Genomic DNA, 22762 nt, shown 5'->3' on the forward strand with positions numbered 1-22762 from the left:
ACGGTGCCCCTGATGTCGGATGCGCAAACGTTTCCGCGGGCCTTCAAAGACCTCCGCGAGGGGTTCTCTCAGCGTGAGCTGTGGCTACAGCTGGGCTGGCAGGACATCAAGCAGCGCTATCGGCGATCGGTGATCGGCCCGTTCTGGATCACCATCGCCACCGGCGTGCAGGCAGCCGCGATGGGTGTGCTCTACGCGGCGATCCTGAATCAGGATCTGTGGACGTATCTGCCGTACGTGACCATCGGCCTGATCATCTGGAACGTGATCAACGCCAGCATCCTCGAGGGTTCGGATGTGTTCATCGCCAACGAGGGGCTGATCAAACAGCTGCCGTCGGCGCTGAGCGTGCACGTCTACCGGCTGGTGTGGCGGCAGTTCCTCTTCTTCGCGCACAACATCGTGATCTATCTGGTCATGCTGGTGGCCTTCGGCGTCTGGGAACATCTGGACTGGACTGTGCTGCTGGCGATTCCGGCGATAGCGCTGGTGTTCCTGAATTCGGCGTGGGTGTCGATCGTGTTCGGCATCTTCTCCACCCGCTACCGCGACATCGCACCGATCCTGGGCAGCATGACGCTGATGCTGTTCGTGCTGACCCCGGTCATGTGGACCACGAAGTCGCTGCACGATCAGGGCGGGGCGGTGAGCGAGCGGGCCAAGCTGGTCGAGTTGGTGCCGACCTATCACTATCTCGAGATCGTGCGCGCGCCCCTGCTCGGCGATCCGGTGCAGGTGCGGTCGTGGCTGGTCGTCGGTGTGATCACCGTGGTCGGCTGGGTGGTGGCGATCCTGGCGTTGAAGCAATACCGTTCCCGCGTGCCGTACTGGGTGTAGAGGACGATATGACCGGAGTAAGCATCGAAACCCACCAGGCGTGGGTGGAGTTTCCCATCTTCGACGCCAAGTCACGGTCGCTGAAGAAGGCTTTCCTGGGCAAGGCCGGCGGATCCATCGGGCGCAATCAGTCCGATGTGGTCGTCGTGGAGGCCCTGCGCGACATCACGCTGTCGCTGAAGGAGGGTGACCGGGTCGGCCTGGTCGGCCACAACGGCGCCGGGAAGTCGACGTTGCTGCGGCTGCTCTCGGGTATCTACGAACCCACCCGCGGCACTGCGCGGGTGCGCGGCCGGGTGGCGCCGGTGTTCGACCTCGGTGTCGGCATGGATCCGGAGATCTCCGGCTACGAGAACATCATCATCCGCGGGCTGTTCCTCGGGCAGACCCGCAAGCAGATGCTGGCCAAGGTCGACGAGATCGCCGACTTCACCGAACTCGGCGAATATCTGAACATGCCGCTGCGCACCTATTCGACCGGTATGCGGGTGCGGCTGGCGATGGGTGTGGTGACCTCGATCGACCCGGAAATCCTGCTGCTGGACGAGGGTATCGGCGCGGTCGACGCGGAATTCATGAAGAAGGCCCGCAACCGGCTGCGCGATCTGGTGGCGCGCTCCGGAATCCTGGTGTTCTGCAGCCATTCCAACGAATTTCTGGCCCAATTGTGCGACACCGCAATGTGGATCGACCACGGCACGCTGCGTATGCAGGGTGATATCGAGGATGTGGTGCGCGCCTACGAGGGCCCGGAGGCGGGCGATCACGTGAAGCAGATCCTGCGTGAGCTCGAACTCGAACGCAATCCCGCATGACGACGGCGGCAGAGGACACGGACATGGGCGGTCAAGCGCGGAGGCGGGAGCGCGGCGTAACCACGCAGCGCTCCGCCCATGTCCCAGAGGACAAGGACACGACCATGAGTGATCAGGCGGCCTCGTCCGCGGACAGCGGAGTGGCCCGGATCATCGCGGTGGTCGTGACCCACAAACGCCGGGAACTGCTGAGCGAATCGCTGAAGGTGCTCGCCTCACAGACCCGCCCGATCGACCATCTGATCGTCATCGACAACGGCAACGAGCCCGAGGTCGGCGAGATGGTGGAAGAACAGCCGATCGAATCGACCTATCTGGGTTCGGAACACAATCTCGGTGGCGCCGGCGGTTTCGCACTCGGCATGTTGCATGCGCTGACCATGGGCGCGGATTGGGTGTGGCTGGCCGACGACGACGGCCGCCCCGAAGGTCCGGACGTGCTGGAGAAATTGCTCGATTGCGCCGGGCGCCACGGTCTTTCGGAAGTCTCGCCGGTGGTGGCCGATATCGACGATCCGGATCGGCTGGCATTTCCGCTGCGCCGCGGCGTGGTGTGGCGGCGGCTGCGGTCCGAGCTCGGCGACGAGGATTTCCTGCCCGGTATCGCCTCGCTGTTCAACGGCGCCCTGATCTCCGCCGAGGCGCTCGAGGTGATCGGCGTGCCCGATCTGCGACTGTTCGTGCGCGGCGACGAGGTCGAGGTGCACCGGCGGCTGGTGCGTTCGGGCCTGCCGTTCGGAACCTGTTTGCAGACGGCGTATCTGCACCCCAACGGGTCGGCGGAATTCAAGCCGATTCTGGGCGGGCGCATGCACACCCAGTATCCGGACGATCCGGTCAAACGCTATTTCACCTACCGCAACCGTGGCTATTTGATGGCACAGCCCGGTATGCGCAAGCTGCTGCCCCAGGAATGGGCGCGGTTCTCCTGGTTCTTCCTCGTACAGCAAAAAGATCCGGCCGGTCTGCGAGAATGGTTGCGGCTGCGGCGTCTGGGGCGACGCGAGCAGTTCCATAAACCCGGTTAGATCAGTGCTTTTGGCATGAGGAGGTACGGCTGTGAGCAACCCCTACGGTGGGCAGCCACCCTATGGGCAACCATTCCCACCGAACGGTGCACAGCCGTATCCACCGGCGCAGCCGTATCCCGGAGCTCCGCAGCCCAACGGTCCCTACGGCGCGCCACCGCCGCAGGGCGGTAGCGGAGCCGTTGCCGCGCCGGGACATCCGCAACCGCACGCAGGCTCGCAGCCGCATATTCCCCAGCCGCACAACGTCTCCCAGCCGCATCACGCGCCGGGTTGGGGCGCGCCCCAGGCTCCGCCGCAGCCCTACGGTCAGCCGCCGGCGAATCCCTATGGGGCGCAGCCTTATCCGGGCCAGCCGCCGTTCAACGGCGGGCCGGCGCCCTACGGTGCGCCCAATCCCGGGGCACCGCAGGGCCAATACGGCGCCTACGGCCCGGCGGTACAGTTCCAGCCGCAACCGGGACCGCAGGGCATCGTCGTCGACGCCTCGTACTTCCCGCTGGGCTTCCTGCTGGCGCTGACCGGCCCGAAGATCCTCGTCGACGGCATGGAGGTGCCGATGGCGAAGTGGGGACAGACCCACATTCCGGTCGGTCCCGGGCAGCATCACGTGCGCGTGGCGACCAAGTGGCTGTGGGATATGGGTCCGGCCGAGACGACCGTGCCGGTCGCGGAGGGCCACAGCACGCACGTCTACTACAAGTCACCCGCCATCGCCTTCATCAACGGCGCCATCGGGCCGGTGCCGCAGGCCGCGCCCGGTGCGATCGTCTCCTACATCAGCCTCGGAGTGGTCGGGGTGTTCATCCTGCTGCAGTTGCTGATCGCCTGCACGATCTGATCTCGCGGCCCGGGAGGAAGTAGGCCCGGAAAATACGTTGCGGCCCGCGCGGCGGGCTGTCATTGTTTATCCATCCGGTCGCGGAGGCGACCGAACCCGAGTATCGAGACACGAGAGGGTCGAGGAGGTGGAATACGTGAACGTCGGCAGTCGGATTGTCGCGGACGGAGCCCGGTATCAGACCGAAAAGCGCTCCGCCGCACGTATTTCCACTCTCCTCCCCATGCACTGAGCCCTTCGCGGGCTCGGTGCCCGACGAAGGATGTCTCCCCTCATGGTCGATTACGACCGTCTCCTTCCCTACGGCTGGACCGCCGACCTCTCCGCCGCGTACGCAGGACTGCTCGATACCGGCTGGGTCCCGGCCCGCGTGATCCGGATGGATCGCAGTGAATGCGATGTCGCGACGCCCGACGGGCTCGCCCGCGCATCCTGTCCGCGGGCGGATACCAACATCAACGGCCTGTGTACCGGTGACTGGGTTGCCGTCGCACCGGCCGAAACGTCCGCCGGCCCGGCGTTCACGGTACGAAAGTTGTTGCCGCGCCGCATGATTCTGCAGCGCGCGACGGTATCCCGTCGCTCCGACGCACAGGTGCTGGCCACCAATGTGGATACCGTCGCGATCTGTGTCGCCGCCGACGGTGAGATCGACCTGGGTCGCATCGAACGGATGCTGGCCCTGGTCTGGGAGTCCGGTGCGCAGCCGGTCGTGGTCCTGACGAAAAGCGATCTGGCGCCGGATGTTTCACTGCCCGGCGTGCGCGCCGCGGCGCCGGGTGCGGCGGTAGTGCCGGTCTCCGCGACCACCGGCGCCGGTATGGATGCGCTGCGCGCGGTGGCCACCGGCACGGTCGCACTGATCGGATCGTCCGGCGCCGGCAAGTCGACCCTGGCCAATGCGCTGCTGGGCGAGGAGGTTTTCGCGACGGACCGGGTGCGCGTCTCGGACAAGCGGGGGCGGCACACCACGGTGCATCGCGAGTTGCGGCCGATACCCGGCGGCGGCACTCTGATCGACACACCCGGTCTTCGGGCGATCGGGCTCTGGGCTGCCGACCAGGGTCTGGCCCGGACCTTCACCGATATCGAATCGCTCGCGGCGCAGTGCCGATTCTCCGACTGTGACCACCGCACCGAACCCGGCTGCGCGATTCTCGCGGCCCTCGACACCGGCGAGCTGCCGCGGCGACGACTGGACAGCTACCGCAAACTGCAGCGGGAGAACGACCGGCTCGCCGCCCGCAGCGATGCCCGGTTACGGGCCGAACGGGAGCGGGTCTGGCGCGAGATCAGCAAATCGCAGCGGCGGATGTACAAGGAACGTGATCCTCGTCGCCATCGTCGCTGACCGCTATGCAACTGATTGCATAGCCCAGCTCGGTGCCCTACTGTGCGAATCGGGTAGTTCAGCACCCCGGCTCCTTCGGATCGCCGATCATGGAGCCGGGGTGATCGCACAGATGGGAGCAGGGATATGACCGAAGCTGGTAAGCCACTGGCCGGCCGCACCATGATCATGTCGGGCGGCAGCCGCGGCATCGGCCTGGAGATCGCCAAACGGGCCGCCGCCGACGGTGCGAACATCACGCTGATCGCCAAGACCGATCAGCCGCATCCGAAACTTCCGGGCACGATCCACACCGCCGCCGAGGAACTCGAGGCCGCGGGCGGCCGGGTGCACAAATTCGTCGGCGATGTGCGCGACGACGAGGGCGTCGCCGAAGCCGTGCGGCAGACGGTGGAACGGTTCGGCGGCATCGATATCGTCGTCAACAACGCCTCGGCCATCGATCTGTCACCGACCGAGACGCTGTCGATGAAGAAGTACGACCTGATGCAGGACATCAACTGCCGCGGCAGTTTCCTGCTGTCGAAGACCAGCATCCCGGCACTGAAGGAATCGGCCGAGGCCGGGCGCAACCCGCACATCCTCACCCTGTCGCCGCCGCTGAACCTCGACCCGAAATGGGCCGGCAGCTCGCTGGGCTACACCATCGCCAAGTACGGAATGTCGCTCACCACGCTGGGTTTGGCCGAGGAACTGCGCAAGTACGGCATCGGCGTGAACTCGCTGTGGCCGCGCACCACCATCGCCACCGCCGCGGTCCGCAACCTGCTCGGCGGTGAGGAAATGGTCCAGACCTCCCGCACCCCCGACATCTATGCCGACGCCGCCTATCTGGTCCTCACCTCCCCCGCCAAGGACACCACCGGCAACTTCTTCATCGACGACGAGGTGCTGAACGCGCACGGCGTCACCGATCTGGACAAGTACCGTGTGGTCCCCGGTGACGGCCCGCTGACCACGGACCTGTTCCTCTAGGCCGGTCCACACTCCCGCCACAGTGGTGTTGCCACTACCGACAGCCCGATCCGACGCCGATACATTGGCACACGGGTCGGGCTGTCGACAGGAGTGCGAAGATGGTCAGCGCATGCGGTGCGGACGCGGCATTATGTGTGCCACAACGGTTTTCGGCCGTGCAGGGTAGAGTTCACCGCAGCGATATCGGGGGGAGTTGATTCGCGATGGAATACCGCTGGATTTTCGGCGCGACGGTCGTGGCGGCCGTCGCCGCGAGCACACTGATCGGGGGCGCGGCCGGCGCATCGGCCGTAGAGGTCTCACCCGGTGTGTTCTGCGAGTGGGCCGGCTGCCACAACGACAACGACGACACCTATCGAGTGGACGCCGAGATCGTCTGCTCGGGCCTGGGCGGCACGGTCCGGGGTACGGCGTGGGTGCCGCCGCACGGTGACGCCCGCATCAACGACGCGTGCCCGATGGAGAGCGGCCCCGGCCACTTCGAGACCCCGCCGCCCGACATGCGGCCCGACGGCACCTGGAACCAGCAGCCGCCGCGGTTCGTCCCGGACCTTCCGCAACCGACCTACCCGACCTCGTACCGCTATCTCGGCGCAGTGGTCGACAACAATCCGCCGCCACCGCCGACCGGCTCGTTCGGCCGCTGATCTGCGGCGTGCCCGCCCGGTGGCGTACCGGGCGGGCCCGCGGCTCAGATGCCGTAGAGCCGTTCCCAGTTCTCGCGGCTGGTCAATTCCGGTGCCGCGGCCCGGTACTGGCGGCTCAGCTCCGGAAGTTCGCGGCGCAGCCGGCGCAGGACCCGGATGGTGCGCAGCAACAGGGCACGGGCTTTCTCCTTGTCCCGCTGCCGGATTCGCACGCCGGACTGGGAGGCGTCGGTCACCACGACGTGATCGAACAGGGCCAGATGCCACCAGTGCGCATCCTCGCGGGTGACGCCCACGACGCCGTGCTGGGTACGTCCGGTCCACTGCTGGATCGCACGCTTGACCAGCACCAGCAGCGGGCGACTCGGTTCGCCGCCGGCGCGGCGGAGCTGGATGTCGGACTGCCGGACCGGTGCGGTGGCGGCCGCGTGCTTCTTGGTCTCGCCGTAGTCACCGCGGCTGGTGCGGGCGGCCGCCAACGCCTGAATTCCACCGTCGCGCAGGATCTTCGGGCCCTGCAGGAAGTCCTCGATGCCCTGCAGTGTGGTGTGCGCGAGACCGTACTGCATACCCACCAGATATTCGGCGATCTCACGGAACAGCTTGCGGGTCACCGCCTTCGCGTCGAGATCGGTGTGCATGGAGCTGACGATGAGCGAATTGCGCATGCTGAAGTAGCGCGCCCAGTCGTCGAAGTCCTTCCAGTAGAAGTCCGCGTGCCAGACCGCCGCATTCGGCAGCGTCACGGTCACGAATCCCGCCTCGCGGGCGCGGACACCGTATTCGACGTCGTCCCACTGGAAGAAGATCGGCAGCGGCAATCCGATCCGGGCCACCACCTCGGCCGGGATCAGGCAGGTCCACCAGGCGTTGTAGCCGGCGTCGACGCGGCGCTCCTGATTGCGCTTGAGCATGCTGGTGTTGCGCAACGCCTTGGGCACCTTCTGACCGTGGCGAAGCTCGTTCAGGTGCACCTCCTCGGCGCCGACGTTGAGATAGTCGGGGTTCAGCAGGAACAGCATCTGCGCGCCGACCAGAGTCGGTTCCACCGTGAGATTGGCAAAGGCGTTGAGCCGCAACACCGTTTCGGGCTCGCAGAGGATGTCGTCGTCCATCAGGATGACGTCGGCGTGTTCGTTCGCCGCCGACACCTCGTACAACCCGCGGGTGAAACCGCCCGCCCCGCCGAGATTCGGCTGGCGGATGTAGCGCAATTTGTCACCGAAACGCGGCTGCGTCTGCTGGAACAGCTCCCGGTCCGACACCAGGTCGGTGCCCTGGTCGACCACGTACACCGCGTCGATGGCGGCCAGCACCTCCGGATCCGAGGCGAGGGCGGCGACGGTGTGCGCGCAGTCCTCGGCCCGGTTGAAGGTGCAGATCGCGATCGCGACCGGGCGGATGCGATCCGGCGCGGGTGCGGTCCAGGTGAGCTCACCGATCGCGAGTTCGCCTCCGACAGCATCGAATTCGACCCACAGCGCCCCACCGTCCACGTACTGATCCAGCGGCGCCCGCAGGGTGATCACGCCGTCGGAATTCACATCCGCGGAGTCGATGATGCGCCGGTGTCCGGCGATATCGGAGGCGGCCAGCCGGATCCGGGCCCGGTCGCCGACCGCGACCCGCATCGAGACCTGGACCTCGGTCACCGTCGTCCAGCGCTGCCAATAGCTGGCCGCGAATCGGCCGAAATAGGTGTTGGTGTGGGCGTGCGCGCCCTTTTCCAGCCGCAGCGACAGCCGTTCGCGATGCGATTTGCCCTTGACCACCGCATAGAGTTCGTCGCTGATCTTGGGCGCCGGGCCGGTGAAAATGCCCCGGGCCAGAACCAGGCGGTCGGGGGCGCGGTGCTCGGTCCGCAGGGCGCCGGGTGCGGGCTCGGCGATCCGCGGGTCGTTCTCGGTGGCGGTCACGGCCTGGCCAGCCGACTGATCCATGGTGGAATCCCTCGTAAACAGTGTCCGATGGCGCCGAATCCGGCGCGGGCGCGGTCAAGTGCGGGCTCGGTGCGAGCGATACCCATTATGTCCGTCTCATGTCGCGGCGTCCGACCGGAGGGCCGGTGATCGACAATTGCGAAGCACGATCACCGGCCCGACCGGGTACGGGTGTCCCGCAAATCCCGACCCGAGCGCGACTCGGCGAAGACGAAAGTGTCGTAGGCCCAGTAGCGGAAAACCACTGCCACGATCTGGCCGATCAGGGTGCCGGAGATGTTGTCCGCCAGCGGCGAGGACAGGTGCAGGACATATCGGGAGAATGCCAGACACCCCAGCTGCAATCCGATGGCAACCACATTGAAAACGGCGTACAGCAGATATTCGCGGGCGGGACTGCCACCCTGCTTGTGCGCGAAAGTCCACCATTTGTTGCCGAAATACGTGACCACCGTGGCCACCAGAATCGAGATGATCTTCGCGACCAGCGGCGCGTGATTCAGAACTCCGTCGCCGCCCCAGAAGACCAGCAGATTATAGGTTCCGGCGTCGACGAGGAATCCGATCGCGCCGACCACCAGAAAGGCCGATCCCTGCCGCAGGGCGGTGACGACCTTGTGTCGCAACGTATCGCCGGTTCGATCGACCGGTTCGGTCGCCGTCTCACTGCTGGCCACCCGGCGACGGTACCGCACCCCTGTTCCCCACCGCGTGATGCCGGTGGGAAGCGCGGCTCGCCGCGGGTGCGACCGGGCGGCTCACAGCGGACGCAAAGGGCGCGAGGTCGCGGCGGGTACACCGGCCCGCACCCGACACAGTGAGGGTTAGCGGGCGCGAGTCCGGCGCCGACCTGTACCCTCCCGGTGTTCCGTATTTCATCGGCCGATCAAATGAGGGATTGACGGGGTGAACCCCACCGAGCTTCGCATCGCCGCAGTCGTGCCCTGCCACAACGAGGAGGCTGCGGTCGCCAAGGTCGTCACGGACCTCAAGGCTGCCGTGCCGGGCATCGACGTCTACGTCTACGACAACCGCAGCACGGACGCCACCGCCGAACGTGCCCGGGAGGCGGGCGCGATCGTGCGCACCGAGACCGTCAAGGGCAAGGGCAACGTCGTCCGGCGCGCATTCGCCGATATCGAGGCCGACGTCTACCTGATGATCGACGGCGACGACACCTACGACGCCTTCGCCGCCCCGAAGATGATCGAGGCGCTGCTGTCCGGCCCCTACGACCACGTCCTCGGCGTGCGAAAAGAGGACGAAGGCACACAGGCGTACCGCGCCGGCCACGAAGCCGGTAACCGCGTCCTCAACGGCGTGGTCGGCAAGGTATTCGGCGAGAACGTCGAAGATATGCTCTCCGGGTACCGGGTGTTCTCCCGTCGCTTCGTGAAGAGTTTCCCCGCGGTGTCGCGCGAATTCGAGATCGAAACCGAATTGACCGTGCATTCGCTGCATCTGCGCGTACCGCAGACCTCGGTGCGGGTGGGATTCCGCGACCGGCCGGAGGGCAGTGAATCCAAACTGCGCACCTACCACGACGGATTCAAGATTCTGGGCCTGATCTTCGGTCTGGCCCGACACGAACGCCCGGTCGCGTTCTACGGACTGTTCGGCACGCTGGCCTGGTTGATCTCGGTCATCCTGATCGTGCCGATAGTGATCCAGTTCTACGAAATCCACCAGGTTCCGCGCTTCCCCACGTTGTTCCTCGGCTTCACCCTGCTGCTGCTGGGCAGCCTGGCGTGGACCGCCGGTCTGATCCTCGACGGCATCCGCCGATCCCGGCACGAGGCCGCCCGCCTGATGTACCTGCGGTATTCGGCCGTCGGCGCCGAAACGCCCGAGCAGGTGCGGCAGGCGCACTGATGACGACCCAGGCCGACAAGGAGGCCGCCGATAGGCGGCCCTCCGATCGCGAGGCCGTGACCAGCGAAGCCGGCACCGAGCAACCGACCCGCGACGACGCGAACCGCGAGAATGGCACCGCGGGCGTCGGCGCCGAGCAGCCCTCGGGCCTGCTCCGGCGCGCCCGATCCGGCATCGCGCACCACCTCGGCCCGGCCGCGGCGGTTTTCGTCCTGGTGGCCGGCGTCTTCGGCATCGTCTTCGCGACCATCACCCCGCCGTTCTGGGGTCATGACGAGATCACCCAGTTCGGCCGCGCGTACCAGGTGGCGCACGGCGGATTCACCCCCGAGCGGATCACCGACGACCGCGGCGTCTCCTACGGCGGGCAGATCCCGTTGAGTGTCGACGGTCTGATGGGTTACGCCTTCACCGACTACAACCGCCACCCGACCGAGCCGGCCCCGCTGGCCGCCGACGAGACCGCCTACGACCGGCTCGGATCCGCACCGGTGACCGCCACCGCGACCAAGCAGATGTGGTTCACCAATACCGCCGCCTACTCGCCGGTGCCGTATGTGCCCGCGGCCGTGGGCATCCGGCTGGCCCAGGCGATCGGCCTCGACGTCGGCGATACGGTGCTGCTCACCCGGCTCGCCGGACTGCTCGCCTATCTGGTGATCGTGGCGTTCGCGCTGCGGGCGCTGCGGACGTTCCGCATCCAATGGCTGGTGTTCACGGTCGCGGTGCTGCCCATCGCGCTGTTCCAGGCGGGCACGGTCACCGCAGACACCGTCACCAACGCCCTGGCCGTCCTGGTGTCGTGCCTGGTGGTGAAGGGGGTCTTCCTCGACACCCGGCTGTCGAAGCCGGAGATGGTGGCCGCACTGGCGGCGACGCTGGCGCTGCCGCTGAGCAAGCCGACCTACGTCATCCTCGCCATGCTGGTGGTCCTGATTCCCGCCCGGCAGTACGGCTTCGGGAAGGCGCTGCGCTGGCTGCCGTGGTGTTTCGCGGCGCTGGGCGCGATCCTGTTCGCGGTATGGATGAAGATCGCCGCGCCGACGGGCGACGGCATGGGTCTGATGCGCAAGCCGTCGGAATGGCGGTCGGTGCGCCCCGGCGACCAGCTGCACGAAATTCTTTCCGATCCGGTCCATTTCGCGAATACCTTCGGCGACAGCATCTGGTATCGGGACGAGAAATGGTTCATCCAATTCTTCGGCGAGCTGGGATTCGCCTATGTGGACGTTCCCGCGCTGTCGATCCTGGCCTGTCTGCTGGCGCTGGCGGTGAGCGCCGGAATCGCGGATCGGCTGACCGGTAACCGGTGGCGCACCTGGATCGTCGCGCTCACCGTGCTGGCCAGTGTCGCGATGATCTACGTGACGCTCTACATGTCGTTCACCCCCGTGGGCTACTGGATGATCGACGGCGTGCAGGGGCGTTATTTCGTGCCGCTGGCGATTGCCGGGTTCGCGGTGCTGCTGCGGTGGATGCCGTTGCGGCTGAGCGATTCCCGCGGCGTGACGCCGGTACGCGGGCCCGCGATCACGGTGGTGGTCGCGACCGTGGTGGCGCTGGCCGCGGCCGCGATCAAATACAACGTCCTGATCTGGGGTTAGAGCACCTTTTCGCCGGCCGCCGCGTAGGCGCGTTCGGTGTGTTCCTTCTGCGGGCGCCACCATGCCTCGTTGTCGCGGTACCAGGCGACCGTCGCCGCCAGTCCGGCGCGGAAATCGCCGTACCGGGGACGCCAGCCGAGTTCGGCGCGCAGCAGGGTGGCGTCGATGGCGTAGCGCTGATCGTGTCCGGGCCGATCGGTGACGTGGTCGAAATCGCCGGGGTCGCGGCCGAATTCGGCGAGCAGCAACTCCACCACAGTCCGGTTGTCCAGTTCACCGTCGGCCCCGATCAGATACGTCTGTCCGATGCGCCCGCGGTCGAGAATGTCCCACACCGCGCGGTTGTGATCGGCGACGTGAATCCAGTCCCGGATCTGATGTCCGGCGCCGTAGAGGCGCGGTCGCACCCCGTCGATCAGGTTGGTGATCTGACGCGGGATGAATTTCTCCACATGCTGATACGGGCCGTAATTGTTGCTGCAGTTGGAGATCGTCGCCCGCACGCCGAACGACCGCACCCAGGCACGGACCAGCAGATCGCTGGAGGCCTTGGTGGCCGAATACGGGCTGGACGGTTGATAAGGGGTGTTCTCGGTGAATGCCGGATCGTCGGCCTCGAGGTCGCCGTAGACCTCGTCGGTCGAGATGTGGTGGTAGCGCACATCGTATTTGCGGACGGCCTCGAGCAGAGTGAAGGTGCCGACGATATTGGTCTGCACGAACGCCCGGGGGCGGGCCAGCGAATTGTCGTTATGGGATTCGGCCGCGAAATGCACCACCGCGTCGGCTCCGGAGACCAAGCGGTCCACCAGACCGGAATCGGCGATATCGCCGTGTACGAACTCGATCCGATCGGCGATCGGTGCCAGCGAGGCGCGATTTCCGGCATAGGTCAGTGCGTCGAGCACCGTGACGCGGACGTCGGGGCGATCCGCCACGGTCTGATGGACGAAGTTCGCGCCGATGAATCCGGCTCCGCCGGTTACGAGCAATCGCACCGTGCCACCCTAACGTGGACGCGAATACGGACTTTGAATCACCTGCGAGTCACACCGGCGACATGGCGACGTGTGACCTTCATCACACCATGCTCTTGATGTCCTATTTGTTCGAATTGTTGGTGGTGTCCGAAAACCGCACGCATACTGCATGTTTCCACAACCTGACAATCGGCAAGAACCCGATGGTGAACAGAATTTGAATGAACGGACACAACAGGTTCACCGCTCGTTAGCTGACGTCGATTTCTATTTCTCATGTCCCAGAACCACTCTGTATCGAGGTTCCGCAGAAAATGATGATGAGGAAATTCGTCGCGACCGCCGCCATGCTGGTCGCCGCCGTCGGTGTCGCAGCCGGCACCGCCACGGCCGACCCCGCCGCCCCCGCGGCGCCCGAGAGCGTTTACTACAAGGCCAGCGTCGTCGACAACGACAAGGCCGTCATCAAGACCGACGGCGGCTCGATCGTCAACGAAGACGGCATGCTGAAGATCAAGGCCGCCAACGGCACCGTGCTCGCCGGCACCCCGCTGAACTTCCGGGTCGACGACTTCGAGTTCCCGATCGCCGCCGACATCTCCGGTAACACCGCCACCCTGACCCCGCAGTTCGACGAGCAGCACGCGGTCTACAAGCCGGTCGCGCTGCCCTTCGAGGAGTCGGCCCCGTGGAAGACCCCCTACGACCGTGAGGTCGCGGCCTTCACCCGTCTGAAGGACACCATCTCCACCGGTGCCACCATCGGCACCCTGGTCGGTGGTATCGGTGGCGCGGCCATCGGCTGCATCGCGGGCGCTGCCCTCGGTGTCGTCGCGACCGGTGCGCTGGCCACCCTGTTCGGCCTCGGCCCGCTCGGTGGCTGCATCGCCGGTGCCGCCGCTGTCGGCTTCCTGGGTGTGCTCGCCGGCCAGATCTTCGTGACCGCTCCGGTCGCGATCGGCGCCGCGATCCAGTACTGGGCCACCACCACCGCGCCGTTCAACCCGCCGGCGCCGGCCAAGTAATTCCGCAGGCCGCCCGTCCCCCTGAGCGGGCGGATACCTCGGATCAGAGACAGTGCCCCGCCCACCGTTCGGTGGGCGGGGCACTGTCGTTTCGCCTGTCAGTGGGTGTTCGATGCGCCCGACGGGGAGGCCCCTCCGTGGTCACACTCCGCCGCCGCCTCCGAACCTTCCCTCTCAGGCGGTCCGCGCGGCCTCTTCCGGTTCGACCCGCGCCCGCACGAATCGCGCCACCCGGGCCAGCGCGGCGCGGCTCTCCGGCATATTCGGCAGGATGCTCATGAAGGCGTGGACCTGCCCGCGCCACAGCTCCAGCGAATTCGGCACACCGGCCGCGGTGAGCCGGCGGGCCATCAATTCACTGTCGCAGCGCAGCAATTCGTCCTCACCGACGATCAGCAGCGCCGGCGGCAGCCCCGTGAGCGATCCGTTCACCGGCGACAAGGCCGGGTCGAGCGGCCGCTCCGCCTCGGCCCCGTAACGCACCATCTGCCGCACCGCCGCCATCGGGATGTAGGCGTCGCGACCGACGTTCATGTACTCGCCCTTGAGCCGGTAATCGAGATCCAGCAGCGGCGACAGGCCGACCAGGCCGGCCGGGCCGGGCAGCCCGGCCTGCGCCGCCCGCAACGCGGTGGCGAAGGTGAGGAAACCGCCCGCCGAATCTCCGGCGAAGACGATGCGTGCCGGATCGGCGCCGTGCCGCAGCAACCAGCGATAGGCCGTGAGGCAGTCCTCGACCGACCCGGCGATATTCGTCCCGGGCAACTGCCGATAGTCCACGTTCACCACCGGCAGACCCGTACGGCGGGCCAGGCTGGCCGCCACCGGCCGGTGCGAATCCAGTCCGCACAGGAAGAAGCCGCCACCGTGCATGTACATCACAGCACCGTCGCGCAGGGATCGCCGAGCGCCGGCCGGGCGGATGATCTCCATCCGGAAGCCGCTCATCCGCACCTGTTCACGTTCCACGCCGCGCACCTGCGGCCGCAGCGCCGCCAGCCGGTCGATCAGGACCCGTGCGACGGGCATGGTCATCGGAGTGATCGGATAGCGCCGGATGACGGGGCCCACCACGCCCCGGCAGGTCAGCAGCACCGCCTGCGAATGCAGGCTCGCACGGTCCGGGTTGACCACCAACGGATCCACGACAACACCGGGTTCGAGCCCCGGCCGGTATTCGGCCTCGCCGATGGGAATCGCCGTCATCGCGCACCTACCTGCCACTCGGCGCCGAGTGACCGGCTACCGGCAGATTCGGTAGCTGAGGTGTCGGCGCTGACATCTCACATACTGGTGTTTCAGAACACCACGGATATGTGACCTACGCAATACTTGATCGCCCGACCAGGGTCCGGCGAAACCATCGTGACCATTTCGCGGTCTACTCGGAACCTCATCGAGCCCGAGCGGGCGAGAGCTGGCAGACTTGCGTCACATGCGCGGAATCATTCTGGCCGGGGGCACCGGGTCCCGGCTGCACCCGATCACGCGCGGGGTCAGCAAGCAACTGGTCCCGGTGTACGACAAGCCGATGGTCTACTACCCGCTCTCCACGTTGATGCTGGCGGGCATTCGCGACATCCTGCTGATCACCACTCCCGAGGATGCCGGGGCCTTCCGCCGGCTGCTCGGCGACGGCACCCAGTTCGGTGTGGTGATCGATTACGTGGTGCAACCCGAACCCGACGGCTTGGCCCGGGCCTTCGTGCTGGGCGCCGACCACATCGGCGGCGAATGCGCGGCGCTGGTGCTCGGCGACAATATTTTTCACGGTCCCGGTCTCGGCACCCGGTTGCGGCGCTTCGACGGACTCGACGGCGGCGCGGTCTTCGCCTATCGGGTGTCCGACCCCTCGGCCTACGGCGTGATCGAATTCGACCGGGGTAGAGCCGTTTCCATCGAGGAGAAGCCGAAACGCCCGCGGTCCAACTACGCCATTCCCGGCCTGTACTTCTACGACAACGACGTCGTCGAGATCGCCCGGGGACTGCGGCCGTCCGCGCGCGGCGAATACGAGATCACCGATATCAACCGCACCTATCTGGAACAGGGGCGGTTGCAGGTCGAAACCCTCGCGCGCGGCACCGCCTGGCTCGATACCGGAACCTTCGACTCGCTGCTGGACGCCGCCAACTACGTGCGCACCATCGAGGAACGACAGGGCCTCAAGATCGGCGTGCCCGAGGAGGTGGCCTGGCGGATGGGCTTCATCGACGACGAACAACTGTGCCGGCTGGCCGAGCCGCTGGTGCGCTCCGGATACGGGACCTACCTGCTGGACCTGCTGAATCGCGGGCGCGACGATAGCTACGGACAGGACGGTTGACATGCGGATTCGAGAACTGGCGGTCCCCGGTGCGTGGGAGTTCACGCCGGAGCTGCGCGGCGACGAGCGCGGCGTCTTCGCCGAGACGTTCAAGGCCTCGGAATTCGAGAAGGCGACCGGACGGCCCCTGGACCTGCTCCAGATGAACACCTCCACCTCGGCGGCCGGCGTCCTGCGTGGCATCCACTACACCGAGAATCCGCCCGGCCAAGCGAAATACGTCACCTGCATGCGCGGCGCCTTCCTCGATGTCGTGGTGGATCTGCGCCGCGACTCCCCCACCTTCGGCCGCTGGGACAGCGTGGTGATCGACGACGTCTCGCGCCGCTCGGTCTTTCTCTGCGAGGGGCTCGGTCACGCCCTGCTGTCGCTGGCCGACGATTCCACGGTCACCTATCTCTGCTCGCTCGAATACTCCCCCGAATTCGACCGGGACCTCGACGCCTTCGATCCGGATCTCGGAATCGACTGGCCCACGGCCGGTTCCGACGGCACTCCGCTCACCTTCATCCGCTCGCCGAAGGATGCGGCCGCGCCACGCCTGCGCGAACTTCGCTGAGAGTCGCGGCCGGATTTCACCGTCCCGGCCCGGATCGCGCAGACGCCACGCCCGGCTCGAACGGAGGAGCCGGGCGTGGCGTTTCGGGAGGAGCTCAGGCCGCCGCGAGTTCCGGTGCCTGTTCGGTGTCCTCGACCTCCTGCTGCTTCTTGCGGGTGGGCAGGAAGTGGGTGAAGGCGATGAGGGCGCCGATGATCGCCGCGATACCCGCGAAGATCAGGCCGGGACGGTAGCTGTCGAGTACCGCCTGCGGTGAATTGCCGTGCGGGCCCGAGGAAATCAGCGCGGTGGTGATGGCGAGGACGATCGCCGCCCCGACCTGCATCGAGGTCTGCAGCACACCGGCCGCCAGGCCCTGTTCCTCGTCGTCGATGCCGTTGGTGGCCTGGATGTTGATGGCCGGGAAGCCGATCCATCCGATACCGATCAGCAGCACCGCGGGCAGGATCACCGCGACGTAGGACGGTGCGGTGTCGATCCGCAGGAACAGCAGGTAACCGATCGCCATGACGGTGGTGGTGACCGCGATGATCGGGCCGGTGCCGAACCGGTCCACCAACTTGTCGGAGAACACCGACGACAGCGCCACCAGCACACCCACCGGCAGCAGCGCCATCGCCAGGGTCAGCGGCGACCAGCCCAGGCTGTCCTGCAGATACAGGGTGACGATGAACTGCCAGCTGAAGTAGGAACCCGCCACCGCGACGATCACCAGACTGGCCCGCACCAGCGTGGCCTTGCGGAGGATGCCGAGGCGGATCAGCGGATGCCGCACCCGCTTCTCCACCGCGACGAAGGCGGCGAACAGGACGAGGACGGCCGCGAACGAGCCCACGGTGCGCGCCGAACCCCAGCCGGCCTGCGGTGCGGACACCACGGTGTAGACGAGCAGCAGCATGGCGGTGGTGGAGAACAGCGCACCCAGCAGATCGTGTCCGCCCTCGGCGGTGTCACCCTTGTCCTTCGGCACCAGGATCGCCGCGGAAACCAGGGCGGCCAGCGCGATCGGCACCGGCAGCAGGAAGGTCCAGCGCCAGCCGAAACCGGTCATCAGGCCACCGAAGACCAGGCCCATGGAGTAGCCGCCCGCACCGAAGACGGTGTAGATGGACAGCGCCTTGTTGCGCGCCGGCCCCTCGGCGAAGTTCGTGGTGATGATCGACAGCCCGGTCGGCGCGGTGAAGGCGGCCGCCAGACCCTTGACGAAGCGGGTCGCGATCAGCAGCGGCCCGGAGCTGACCAGCCCGCCCGCCAGCGAGGCGACCGCGAAGACGGCCAGTGCGATGAGGAAGACCTTGCGGCGCCCCAGCAGATCGGCGGTGCGGCCGCCGAGTAGCAGCAGACCGCCGTAGCCGAGGACGTATCCGCTGACCAGCCACTGCAGGGTCGAGGTTTCGAGATGGAGTTCGGTGCCGATGGACGGCAGCGCGACGCCGACCATCGAGACGTCGAGGCCGTCCAGGAACAGCACGATGCACAGCGTGATGAGCATGCCCCAGAGCCGGATCGGCCACCGAGTGTCGACCGCCGAGGCGGCCGGAAGTGTTGCTGTGGAAGTCATGTCGCGAGACATTACATGCGTGCGCATCTAATGCACAAGCATTTAATGTGGTTGCATGAAACCGACGCAGGCACTAGGATGACGACATGACAAAGGCGTCGACAGCGTTTCCGGCGCATTCGACGGACGCGGTAGCACCGGACACGGCGTCTTCCGCAGGTCTGCCGTCCATAGCGCCGAGTGATACGGACACCGGCTGCCCTGCGCCGATCGTCCGCAACGACGGGCCGGGCGGTTTGGTCGGCGAATGGCGCGATCTACTCGCTCGCCATGCCGCGGTGTCCTGCGCGCTGGAGAAGGATCTGCAGCGTGAACACCACATCGGCCTCAGCGAGTTCGAGACGCTGGACCGCCTGGTCGACGCCTCGTGCGACAGCTACCGGATGAGCGATCTGGCGCACGACATCCACCTGAGCCAGAGCGCACTGTCCCGTACGGTGGCACGCCTGGAACGCGACGGACTGGTCGACCGCACCCTGTGCACCGAGGACCGCCGCGCGATCTACGTCTGCCTCACCGACAAGGGCCGCGCGGTCCACACCGCCGCCGTCCCGACTCACCGCGACGTCCTGGAACGCACCCTGCACTGAATCCGGCCCGCACAGAATCCGGCCGAACGTCACGCAGCGGCGATGGCCTCGTCCAGGACCGCTCGCCCGTCCACCGAGGCGGCGCGAATATTCGCGAATGCGCCCTGATAACGGTCGACATCGGAACTTTTGTCGAAATACGTGGAGCCGGCGAAATTTTCGACGTACACCACCGGCGGCTCGGTCGTTTCCAGGCCTGCTTCGCCGAATTCCAGCAGGACGAATCGTCCGGAATCGAGACCCTCGTGGTAGCCGGAATCGTTGGGCACCAGCCGAAGATCGATGGTCGGACACTCGCACATCCGGCGCAGATGATCCAGTTGTCCCGCGACCACGGCCGGATCACCGATCCGCCGCCACAGCAGCGACTCGGCGATGATCGCCACCAACCGCACCGGATCCGGGGTGCGGGTGAGCAGACGCTGCCGCTGCCTGCGCAGCTCGATCCGGCGCTCGACCTCGGCCGGGCTCAGATTCGGCCGGGCCGCGGTCAGCAGTGCGCGGGTGTAGTCCTCGGTCTGCAGCAGGCCCGGCACGAATTCGTTCTCGAAGGTGGAGATGTGGGTCGCGGCCTCTTCGAGGCCGATGTACGCGTCGAAACCCTCCGCGATCACATCGCCGTAGGGAGCCCACCACCCCCGGGCCTTGGTTTCGCGGGCGAGCGCGGTGAGAGGTTCCAGCTCCGCCTCGGGCGCGCCGTAGATCTTGCACATGGCTTCCACGTCGAGGCTGCGCAGGGAGGTCTGACCGGTCTCGATCCGCCAGATCTTGGCCTCCGACCATTCCAGCCGGCGGGCAGCCACCCGGGTCGTCATCCGCGCGCGATTACGCAGGTCACGCAGCCGACGGCCCAATTGCCGCCGCGGCATGGTCGAACCGGTGATCCCCTGCGGTGAAGCCATTTTCCCCCCTCGGCAGAAACCTTCGCGGGCATCGGAACTCGCTCCGGACACCCCCGAACGGATTGTCGCACAACAGAACAGCACCCGACAGCCGCGCCGATCGACCCGGCCCCGCGAACCCTTCTACCTGCGCGGCGGACGTTTGCGGAACCGCCAGAATTGCACGGCGCGAACATCTTCCGAGAGTTGGTTCACCGGCTCGGCGACATCGGACAGCGCGCGGAACAGATCGTCGGCGAGGGTGTTGATGTGTTCCACCCGGGTCGCCAGCCGCGAGGCGTTGACCAGGAATTCCAGCACCAGTCGCACCGACGCCGCGATGGTCAGGCCGAGGGGTATCGCCACCACGATCGCGAAGATCACTCCCAGCAGTGCCGACACCTGCCATAGCACCACCACCAGGACCAGCGGGATGCCGATCGCGAAGGCCAGTCCCAGGAGATAGGCCAGGGGCAGCAGCGTGCGCGTGGCCGGGGTGCGGAACTGCACATCCAGCAGAGCGCGGGCGGCCGCACCACACCAGGCGCGGAAGGCGCCGGGACTCCGGAACGGTTCGGGTCGCTCGTCCTCCGCGGTCTCATCCGGCGACCAGCGGCGACGGGCGGAGTCCTTCCACGCGAGCCAGCGGGACTCCACGGCGTAGTCCGCCTCGCCCGTGTCTTCGCCGGAGCGGTCGTCGACTCCGTCGCGTCCGGTCGGTTCGGGTGTCTCATCCCTATCCCGTGGGCCCCCAGCGGAATCGCGCGCGGCCGCGGTCTCGGAATCCCGGTTCCTGGGCCGCTGCGGGTCGTCGCTCATGGTTCGAATCCTCTCCCGGGACAGCGGAAGCGAGCAATCTCCGGGCGGGCTCGAATCCCATCGGTCACATGCGACTCACGTCACACTTTCTCCCCCTTTCTTCGCAGCGAGCTGCCAGGGAACCAACAGCGGCAACGCATTCGATTCACAGCCACGCGCACAAAGGTGGTAGTCGTAGCAGTTCACAACGGCGGGCTACGGCGCTCCGAAAGGTTCATAGCCACCCGCGATCACCGCCCGCCCGTGTGACGTATCCGACCCTCACGAAGAAATTTCCACCAAGTTGTAACACCGCCGGTAGCGCGGCCCGATACGTCCCATGAACACCGACGCAGGACCCAGATCTACCCGGGGAATGGAGAACACAGTGCGTACAGCGTTTCCGACTTCCGTCCACGCGGCGACGTTGGCCGCTACCGCGCAGGACTACATCCAGCGCGGGTGGACGGTCGCTGAAACGGCCAACGGCATCTGCCTGATCACCGACACGAATGTCTCGGGTATCGAGGTCGCCGGCGAACTGGCCGCGAACGTGCGCCGATTCCTGCGGGCCAACAACCTGTCCGGACCGGTGATCGAGATCCCGGGCGCCGAGCGCCGCGAGATCCACCTGGTGACCGGACTCGCCAAAGCCGCCATGGCGCTCGAGGCGCTGCGCGCGGCCGGCGCGATCGTCTACACCGACGGTGCGGGCATCCCGTTGCCGCCCACCCAGCTCTCGGCCGGCGAGGCCTGCTGGGGTGTAGCGCCGACCGAGGCCCGCTGGCTGCCGCCGGTCGTCGCGATCGCCGCGGCCGTGCGTTCGGCGAACTCCGGCCGCAAGCCGCAGGTCGCTCGCATCGCCAGCTGAATCGACCATCCGCGAAACCGCGAGAACGACAGTGTTCTCGCGGTTTCGCGGTTTTCGTGCATTTCGGATGAATCGCGGCGCGACGACCGACCGCCGACGATGATGGATCCATGACGCGCGTCACCGCAGAATCCCGAACCACCTACCGCACCTGCCCGCTGTGCGAGGCCGTCTGCGGACTCGAGATCACCCTGGACCCTCAGGACCGGGTGACGCGCGTGCGCGGCGACCGCGAGGACCCGTTCAGCCGTGGTTTCATCTGCCCGAAGGGCGCGAGCCTCGGGGCGCTGGACGCCGACCCCGACCGGCTGGCCGAACCGATCATCCGTGATCGCGCCACCGACACCTGGCGGCAGGCCACCTGGGCCGAGGCCTTCGATCTCATCGCCGAGCGGGCCCCGGCCGTCCTCGACGAATACGGCCGCCAGGCCGCCGCGCTGTATCTGGGCAATCCGAATGCGCACACCGTCGCCGGCGCGCTGTACGTGCCGGCACTGATCCGGGCGTTGAGTACCCGCAACCTGTACTCGGCCAGCACCGCCGATCAGATGCCGAAGCAGGTGTCGAGTGGGCTCATGTTCGGCGATCCGCTCACGGTCGCCGTACCCGATCTGGACCGCACCGACTATCTGCTGATGCTCGGCGCCAACCCGCTGGAATCCAACGGCTCGCTGTGTACCGCCCCGGACTATCCGGGCCGGTTGAAGGCGCTGCGCAAGCGCGGCGGGCGCCTGGTCGTGGTCGATCCGCGGCGCACCCGCACCGCGGACCTCGCCGACGAGCATCTGTTCATCCGGCCCGGCAGCGACGCGTATCTGCTGTTCGGCATCGTGCACACCCTCTTCGCCGAGGATCTGACCGAAATCCGCGTCGAGGTGGCGGGCCTCGAGCAGATCCGTTCGGCCGCACTCCCGTTCACTCCCGAGGCGGTGCAGGCACGCACCGGCATTCCGGCCGAGACCGTCGGGCGGCTGGCACGGGAGCTGGCGGCGGCGCCGACGGCCGCGGTCTATGCGCGCATCGGCACCTGCACCGCCGAATTCGGCACCCTCACGCAGTGGCTGGTGGACGTGATCAACGTGCTCACGGGCAATCTGGACCGGCCGGGCGGCGCGATGTTCGCCACCGCCGCCGCCCTGGGCATCGTGCGGACTCGGCCGTTCCGGCTCGGGCGCTGGGCCAGCCGGGTGCGCGAATTGCCCGAAGCCATGGGCGAATTCCCCGTCGCGACGCTGGCCGACGAAATTCTCACCCCCGG

The 22762-nt window shown here is 66.9% G+C and carries 22 protein-coding genes; 15 read left to right on the top strand and 7 right to left on the bottom strand.

All coding sequences use genetic code 11. The features are described from left to right. Positions 1 to 12 precede the first annotated feature (12 nt). From wzm to NMI01S_RS04880, 7 genes are all read left to right on the top strand, one after another. A complete protein-coding gene (gene wzm / locus NMI01S_RS04850) occupies positions 13 to 837 on the top strand; it encodes a galactan export ABC transporter permease subunit Wzm/RfbD (protein ID WP_062994698.1) in 825 nt (274 codons plus the stop codon). A gap of 8 nt (positions 838 to 845) precedes the next feature. Next, complete coding sequence (gene wzt / locus NMI01S_RS04855) at positions 846 to 1652, top strand: galactan export ABC transporter ATP-binding subunit Wzt/RfbE (protein ID WP_036497055.1); 807 nt, start codon at positions 846 to 848, stop codon at positions 1650 to 1652. A 104-nt stretch (positions 1653 to 1756) separates the two neighbouring features. Further along, positions 1757 to 2680, top strand: a complete 924-nt coding sequence (gene glfT1, locus NMI01S_RS04860; RefSeq protein ID WP_062994699.1) for a galactofuranosyltransferase GlfT1 — start codon at positions 1757 to 1759, stop codon at positions 2678 to 2680. Positions 2681 to 2711: 31 nt separating this feature from the next. Beyond that, a complete protein-coding gene (locus NMI01S_RS35765) occupies positions 2712 to 3521 on the top strand; it encodes a hypothetical protein (protein ID WP_245716697.1) in 810 nt (269 codons plus the stop codon). 274 nt (positions 3522 to 3795) lie between these two features. Then, complete coding sequence (rsgA, locus tag NMI01S_RS04870) at positions 3796 to 4872, top strand: ribosome small subunit-dependent GTPase A (RefSeq protein WP_062994700.1); 1077 nt, start codon at positions 3796 to 3798, stop codon at positions 4870 to 4872. Between the two features lie 126 nt (positions 4873 to 4998). Next, positions 4999 to 5847 carry an SDR family oxidoreductase gene (locus NMI01S_RS04875; RefSeq protein ID WP_062994701.1) on the top strand — a complete coding sequence of 283 codons (849 nt, stop codon included), beginning with the start codon at positions 4999 to 5001 and terminating at the stop codon, positions 5845 to 5847. A 206-nt stretch (positions 5848 to 6053) separates the two neighbouring features. After that, a complete protein-coding gene (locus NMI01S_RS04880; protein WP_062994702.1) occupies positions 6054 to 6497 on the top strand; it encodes a hypothetical protein in 444 nt (147 codons plus the stop codon). 44 nt (positions 6498 to 6541) lie between these two features. Here the strand turns inward: NMI01S_RS04880 and NMI01S_RS04885 are convergent, their stop codons facing one another. Both NMI01S_RS04885 and NMI01S_RS04890 read right to left on the bottom strand, forming a co-directional pair. Further along, positions 6542 to 8437, bottom strand: coding sequence for a glycosyltransferase (locus NMI01S_RS04885; protein ID WP_084512295.1), 1896 nt, complete (start codon positions 8435 to 8437; stop codon positions 6542 to 6544). A 149-nt stretch (positions 8438 to 8586) separates the two neighbouring features. After that, complete coding sequence (locus NMI01S_RS04890) at positions 8587 to 9114, bottom strand: GtrA family protein (protein WP_062994830.1); 528 nt, start codon at positions 9112 to 9114, stop codon at positions 8587 to 8589. A 229-nt stretch (positions 9115 to 9343) separates the two neighbouring features. On the opposite strand from NMI01S_RS04890, the gene NMI01S_RS04895 reads away from it, so the two are divergent. Both NMI01S_RS04895 and NMI01S_RS04900 read left to right on the top strand, forming a co-directional pair. Then, positions 9344 to 10309: a glycosyltransferase gene (locus NMI01S_RS04895; RefSeq protein WP_062994703.1), complete on the top strand. Its 966-nt coding sequence runs from the start codon at positions 9344 to 9346 to the stop codon at positions 10307 to 10309. Next, the gene (locus tag NMI01S_RS04900) at positions 10309 to 11913 is read left to right on the top strand and encodes a DUF2142 domain-containing protein (RefSeq protein ID WP_062994704.1); all 1605 of its coding nucleotides are present in this window, start codon (positions 10309 to 10311) and stop codon (positions 11911 to 11913) included. The genes NMI01S_RS04895 and NMI01S_RS04900 overlap by 1 nt, the downstream gene beginning before the upstream one ends. Here NMI01S_RS04900 and rfbB read toward each other — a convergent pair. Beyond that, on the bottom strand, positions 11910 to 12911 hold the full coding sequence (gene rfbB, locus NMI01S_RS04905) for a dTDP-glucose 4,6-dehydratase (RefSeq protein ID WP_062994705.1): 1002 nt from the start codon (positions 12909 to 12911) through the stop codon (positions 11910 to 11912). The genes NMI01S_RS04900 and rfbB overlap by 4 nt on opposite strands. 296 nt (positions 12912 to 13207) lie before the next feature. Here rfbB and NMI01S_RS04910 point away from each other — a divergent pair, with 296 nt between their 5' ends. Then, the gene (locus tag NMI01S_RS04910) at positions 13208 to 13918 is read left to right on the top strand and encodes a DUF8020 domain-containing protein (protein ID WP_062994706.1); all 711 of its coding nucleotides are present in this window, start codon (positions 13208 to 13210) and stop codon (positions 13916 to 13918) included. Positions 13919 to 14092: 174 nt separating this feature from the next. On the opposite strand, the gene NMI01S_RS04915 is transcribed toward NMI01S_RS04910, so the two are convergent. Further along, positions 14093 to 15124, bottom strand: a complete 1032-nt coding sequence (locus NMI01S_RS04915) for an alpha/beta hydrolase (protein ID WP_084512302.1) — start codon at positions 15122 to 15124, stop codon at positions 14093 to 14095. A gap of 229 nt (positions 15125 to 15353) precedes the next feature. Between NMI01S_RS04915 and rfbA the strand changes: the two genes are divergently transcribed. After that, entirely contained in the window at positions 15354 to 16244 is an 891-nt protein-coding gene (rfbA, locus tag NMI01S_RS04920) for a glucose-1-phosphate thymidylyltransferase RfbA (protein ID WP_062994707.1), read from the top strand. A gap of 1 nt (position 16245) precedes the next feature. Further along, complete coding sequence (locus tag NMI01S_RS04925) at positions 16246 to 16803, top strand: dTDP-4-dehydrorhamnose 3,5-epimerase family protein (protein WP_062994708.1); 558 nt, start codon at positions 16246 to 16248, stop codon at positions 16801 to 16803. Between the two features lie 94 nt (positions 16804 to 16897). On the opposite strand, the gene NMI01S_RS04930 is transcribed toward NMI01S_RS04925, so the two are convergent. Beyond that, positions 16898 to 18364, bottom strand: coding sequence for an MFS transporter (locus NMI01S_RS04930; protein WP_062994709.1), 1467 nt, complete (start codon positions 18362 to 18364; stop codon positions 16898 to 16900). 86 nt (positions 18365 to 18450) lie between these two features. Between NMI01S_RS04930 and NMI01S_RS04935 the strand changes: the two genes are divergently transcribed. Further along, on the top strand, positions 18451 to 18954 hold the full coding sequence (locus NMI01S_RS04935; protein ID WP_084512305.1) for a MarR family winged helix-turn-helix transcriptional regulator: 504 nt from the start codon (positions 18451 to 18453) through the stop codon (positions 18952 to 18954). Between the two features lie 29 nt (positions 18955 to 18983). Here NMI01S_RS04935 and NMI01S_RS04940 read toward each other — a convergent pair whose 3' ends face one another. Continuing rightward, positions 18984 to 19856 carry a helix-turn-helix domain-containing protein gene (locus NMI01S_RS04940; RefSeq protein WP_062994710.1) on the bottom strand — a complete coding sequence of 291 codons (873 nt, stop codon included), beginning with the start codon at positions 19854 to 19856 and terminating at the stop codon, positions 18984 to 18986. Between the two features lie 123 nt (positions 19857 to 19979). Continuing rightward, positions 19980 to 20654, bottom strand: a complete 675-nt coding sequence (locus NMI01S_RS04945; RefSeq protein WP_084512308.1) for a DUF4282 domain-containing protein — start codon at positions 20652 to 20654, stop codon at positions 19980 to 19982. 367 nt (positions 20655 to 21021) lie between these two features. Here NMI01S_RS04945 and NMI01S_RS04950 point away from each other — a divergent pair, with 367 nt between their 5' ends. Continuing rightward, entirely contained in the window at positions 21022 to 21504 is a 483-nt protein-coding gene (locus NMI01S_RS04950; RefSeq protein ID WP_036525405.1) for a hypothetical protein, read from the top strand. 110 nt (positions 21505 to 21614) lie between these two features. Next, positions 21615 to 22762, top strand: a 1148-nt coding sequence (locus NMI01S_RS04955) for a molybdopterin-dependent oxidoreductase (RefSeq protein ID WP_157126032.1), incomplete at its 3' end; no start/stop codon positions are given.

This window comes from Nocardia mikamii NBRC 108933 (assembly GCF_001613505.1).
Taxonomy (GTDB): Bacteria; Actinomycetota; Actinomycetes; order Mycobacteriales; family Mycobacteriaceae; genus Nocardia; species Nocardia mikamii.

Bases quoted from the DNA above. Each gene is read 5' to 3' on its own strand.
- wzm (WP_062994698.1), top strand. From the start codon at position 13: ATGTCGGATGCGCAAACGTTTCCGCGGGCCTTCAAAGACCTCCGCGAG.
- wzt (WP_036497055.1), top strand. From the start codon at position 846: ATGACCGGAGTAAGCATCGAAACCCACCAGGCGTGGGTGGAGTTTCCC.
- glfT1 (WP_062994699.1), top strand. From the start codon at position 1,757: ATGAGTGATCAGGCGGCCTCGTCCGCGGACAGCGGAGTGGCCCGGATC.
- rsgA (WP_062994700.1), top strand. From the start codon at position 3,796: ATGGTCGATTACGACCGTCTCCTTCCCTACGGCTGGACCGCCGACCTC.
- NMI01S_RS04875 (WP_062994701.1), top strand. From the start codon at position 4,999: ATGACCGAAGCTGGTAAGCCACTGGCCGGCCGCACCATGATCATGTCG.
- NMI01S_RS04880 (WP_062994702.1), top strand. From the start codon at position 6,054: ATGGAATACCGCTGGATTTTCGGCGCGACGGTCGTGGCGGCCGTCGCC.
- NMI01S_RS04885 (WP_084512295.1), bottom strand. From the start codon at position 8,437: ATGGATCAGTCGGCTGGCCAGGCCGTGACCGCCACCGAGAACGACCCG.
- NMI01S_RS04900 (WP_062994704.1), top strand. From the start codon at position 10,309: ATGACGACCCAGGCCGACAAGGAGGCCGCCGATAGGCGGCCCTCCGAT.
- NMI01S_RS04910 (WP_062994706.1), top strand. From the start codon at position 13,208: ATGATGATGAGGAAATTCGTCGCGACCGCCGCCATGCTGGTCGCCGCC.
- NMI01S_RS04915 (WP_084512302.1), bottom strand. From the start codon at position 15,124: ATGACGGCGATTCCCATCGGCGAGGCCGAATACCGGCCGGGGCTCGAA.
- rfbA (WP_062994707.1), top strand. From the start codon at position 15,354: ATGCGCGGAATCATTCTGGCCGGGGGCACCGGGTCCCGGCTGCACCCG.
- NMI01S_RS04925 (WP_062994708.1), top strand. From the start codon at position 16,246: ATGCGGATTCGAGAACTGGCGGTCCCCGGTGCGTGGGAGTTCACGCCG.
- NMI01S_RS04930 (WP_062994709.1), bottom strand. From the start codon at position 18,364: ATGACTTCCACAGCAACACTTCCGGCCGCCTCGGCGGTCGACACTCGG.
- NMI01S_RS04935 (WP_084512305.1), top strand. From the start codon at position 18,451: ATGACAAAGGCGTCGACAGCGTTTCCGGCGCATTCGACGGACGCGGTA.
- NMI01S_RS04940 (WP_062994710.1), bottom strand. From the start codon at position 19,856: ATGGCTTCACCGCAGGGGATCACCGGTTCGACCATGCCGCGGCGGCAA.
- NMI01S_RS04945 (WP_084512308.1), bottom strand. From the start codon at position 20,654: ATGAGCGACGACCCGCAGCGGCCCAGGAACCGGGATTCCGAGACCGCG.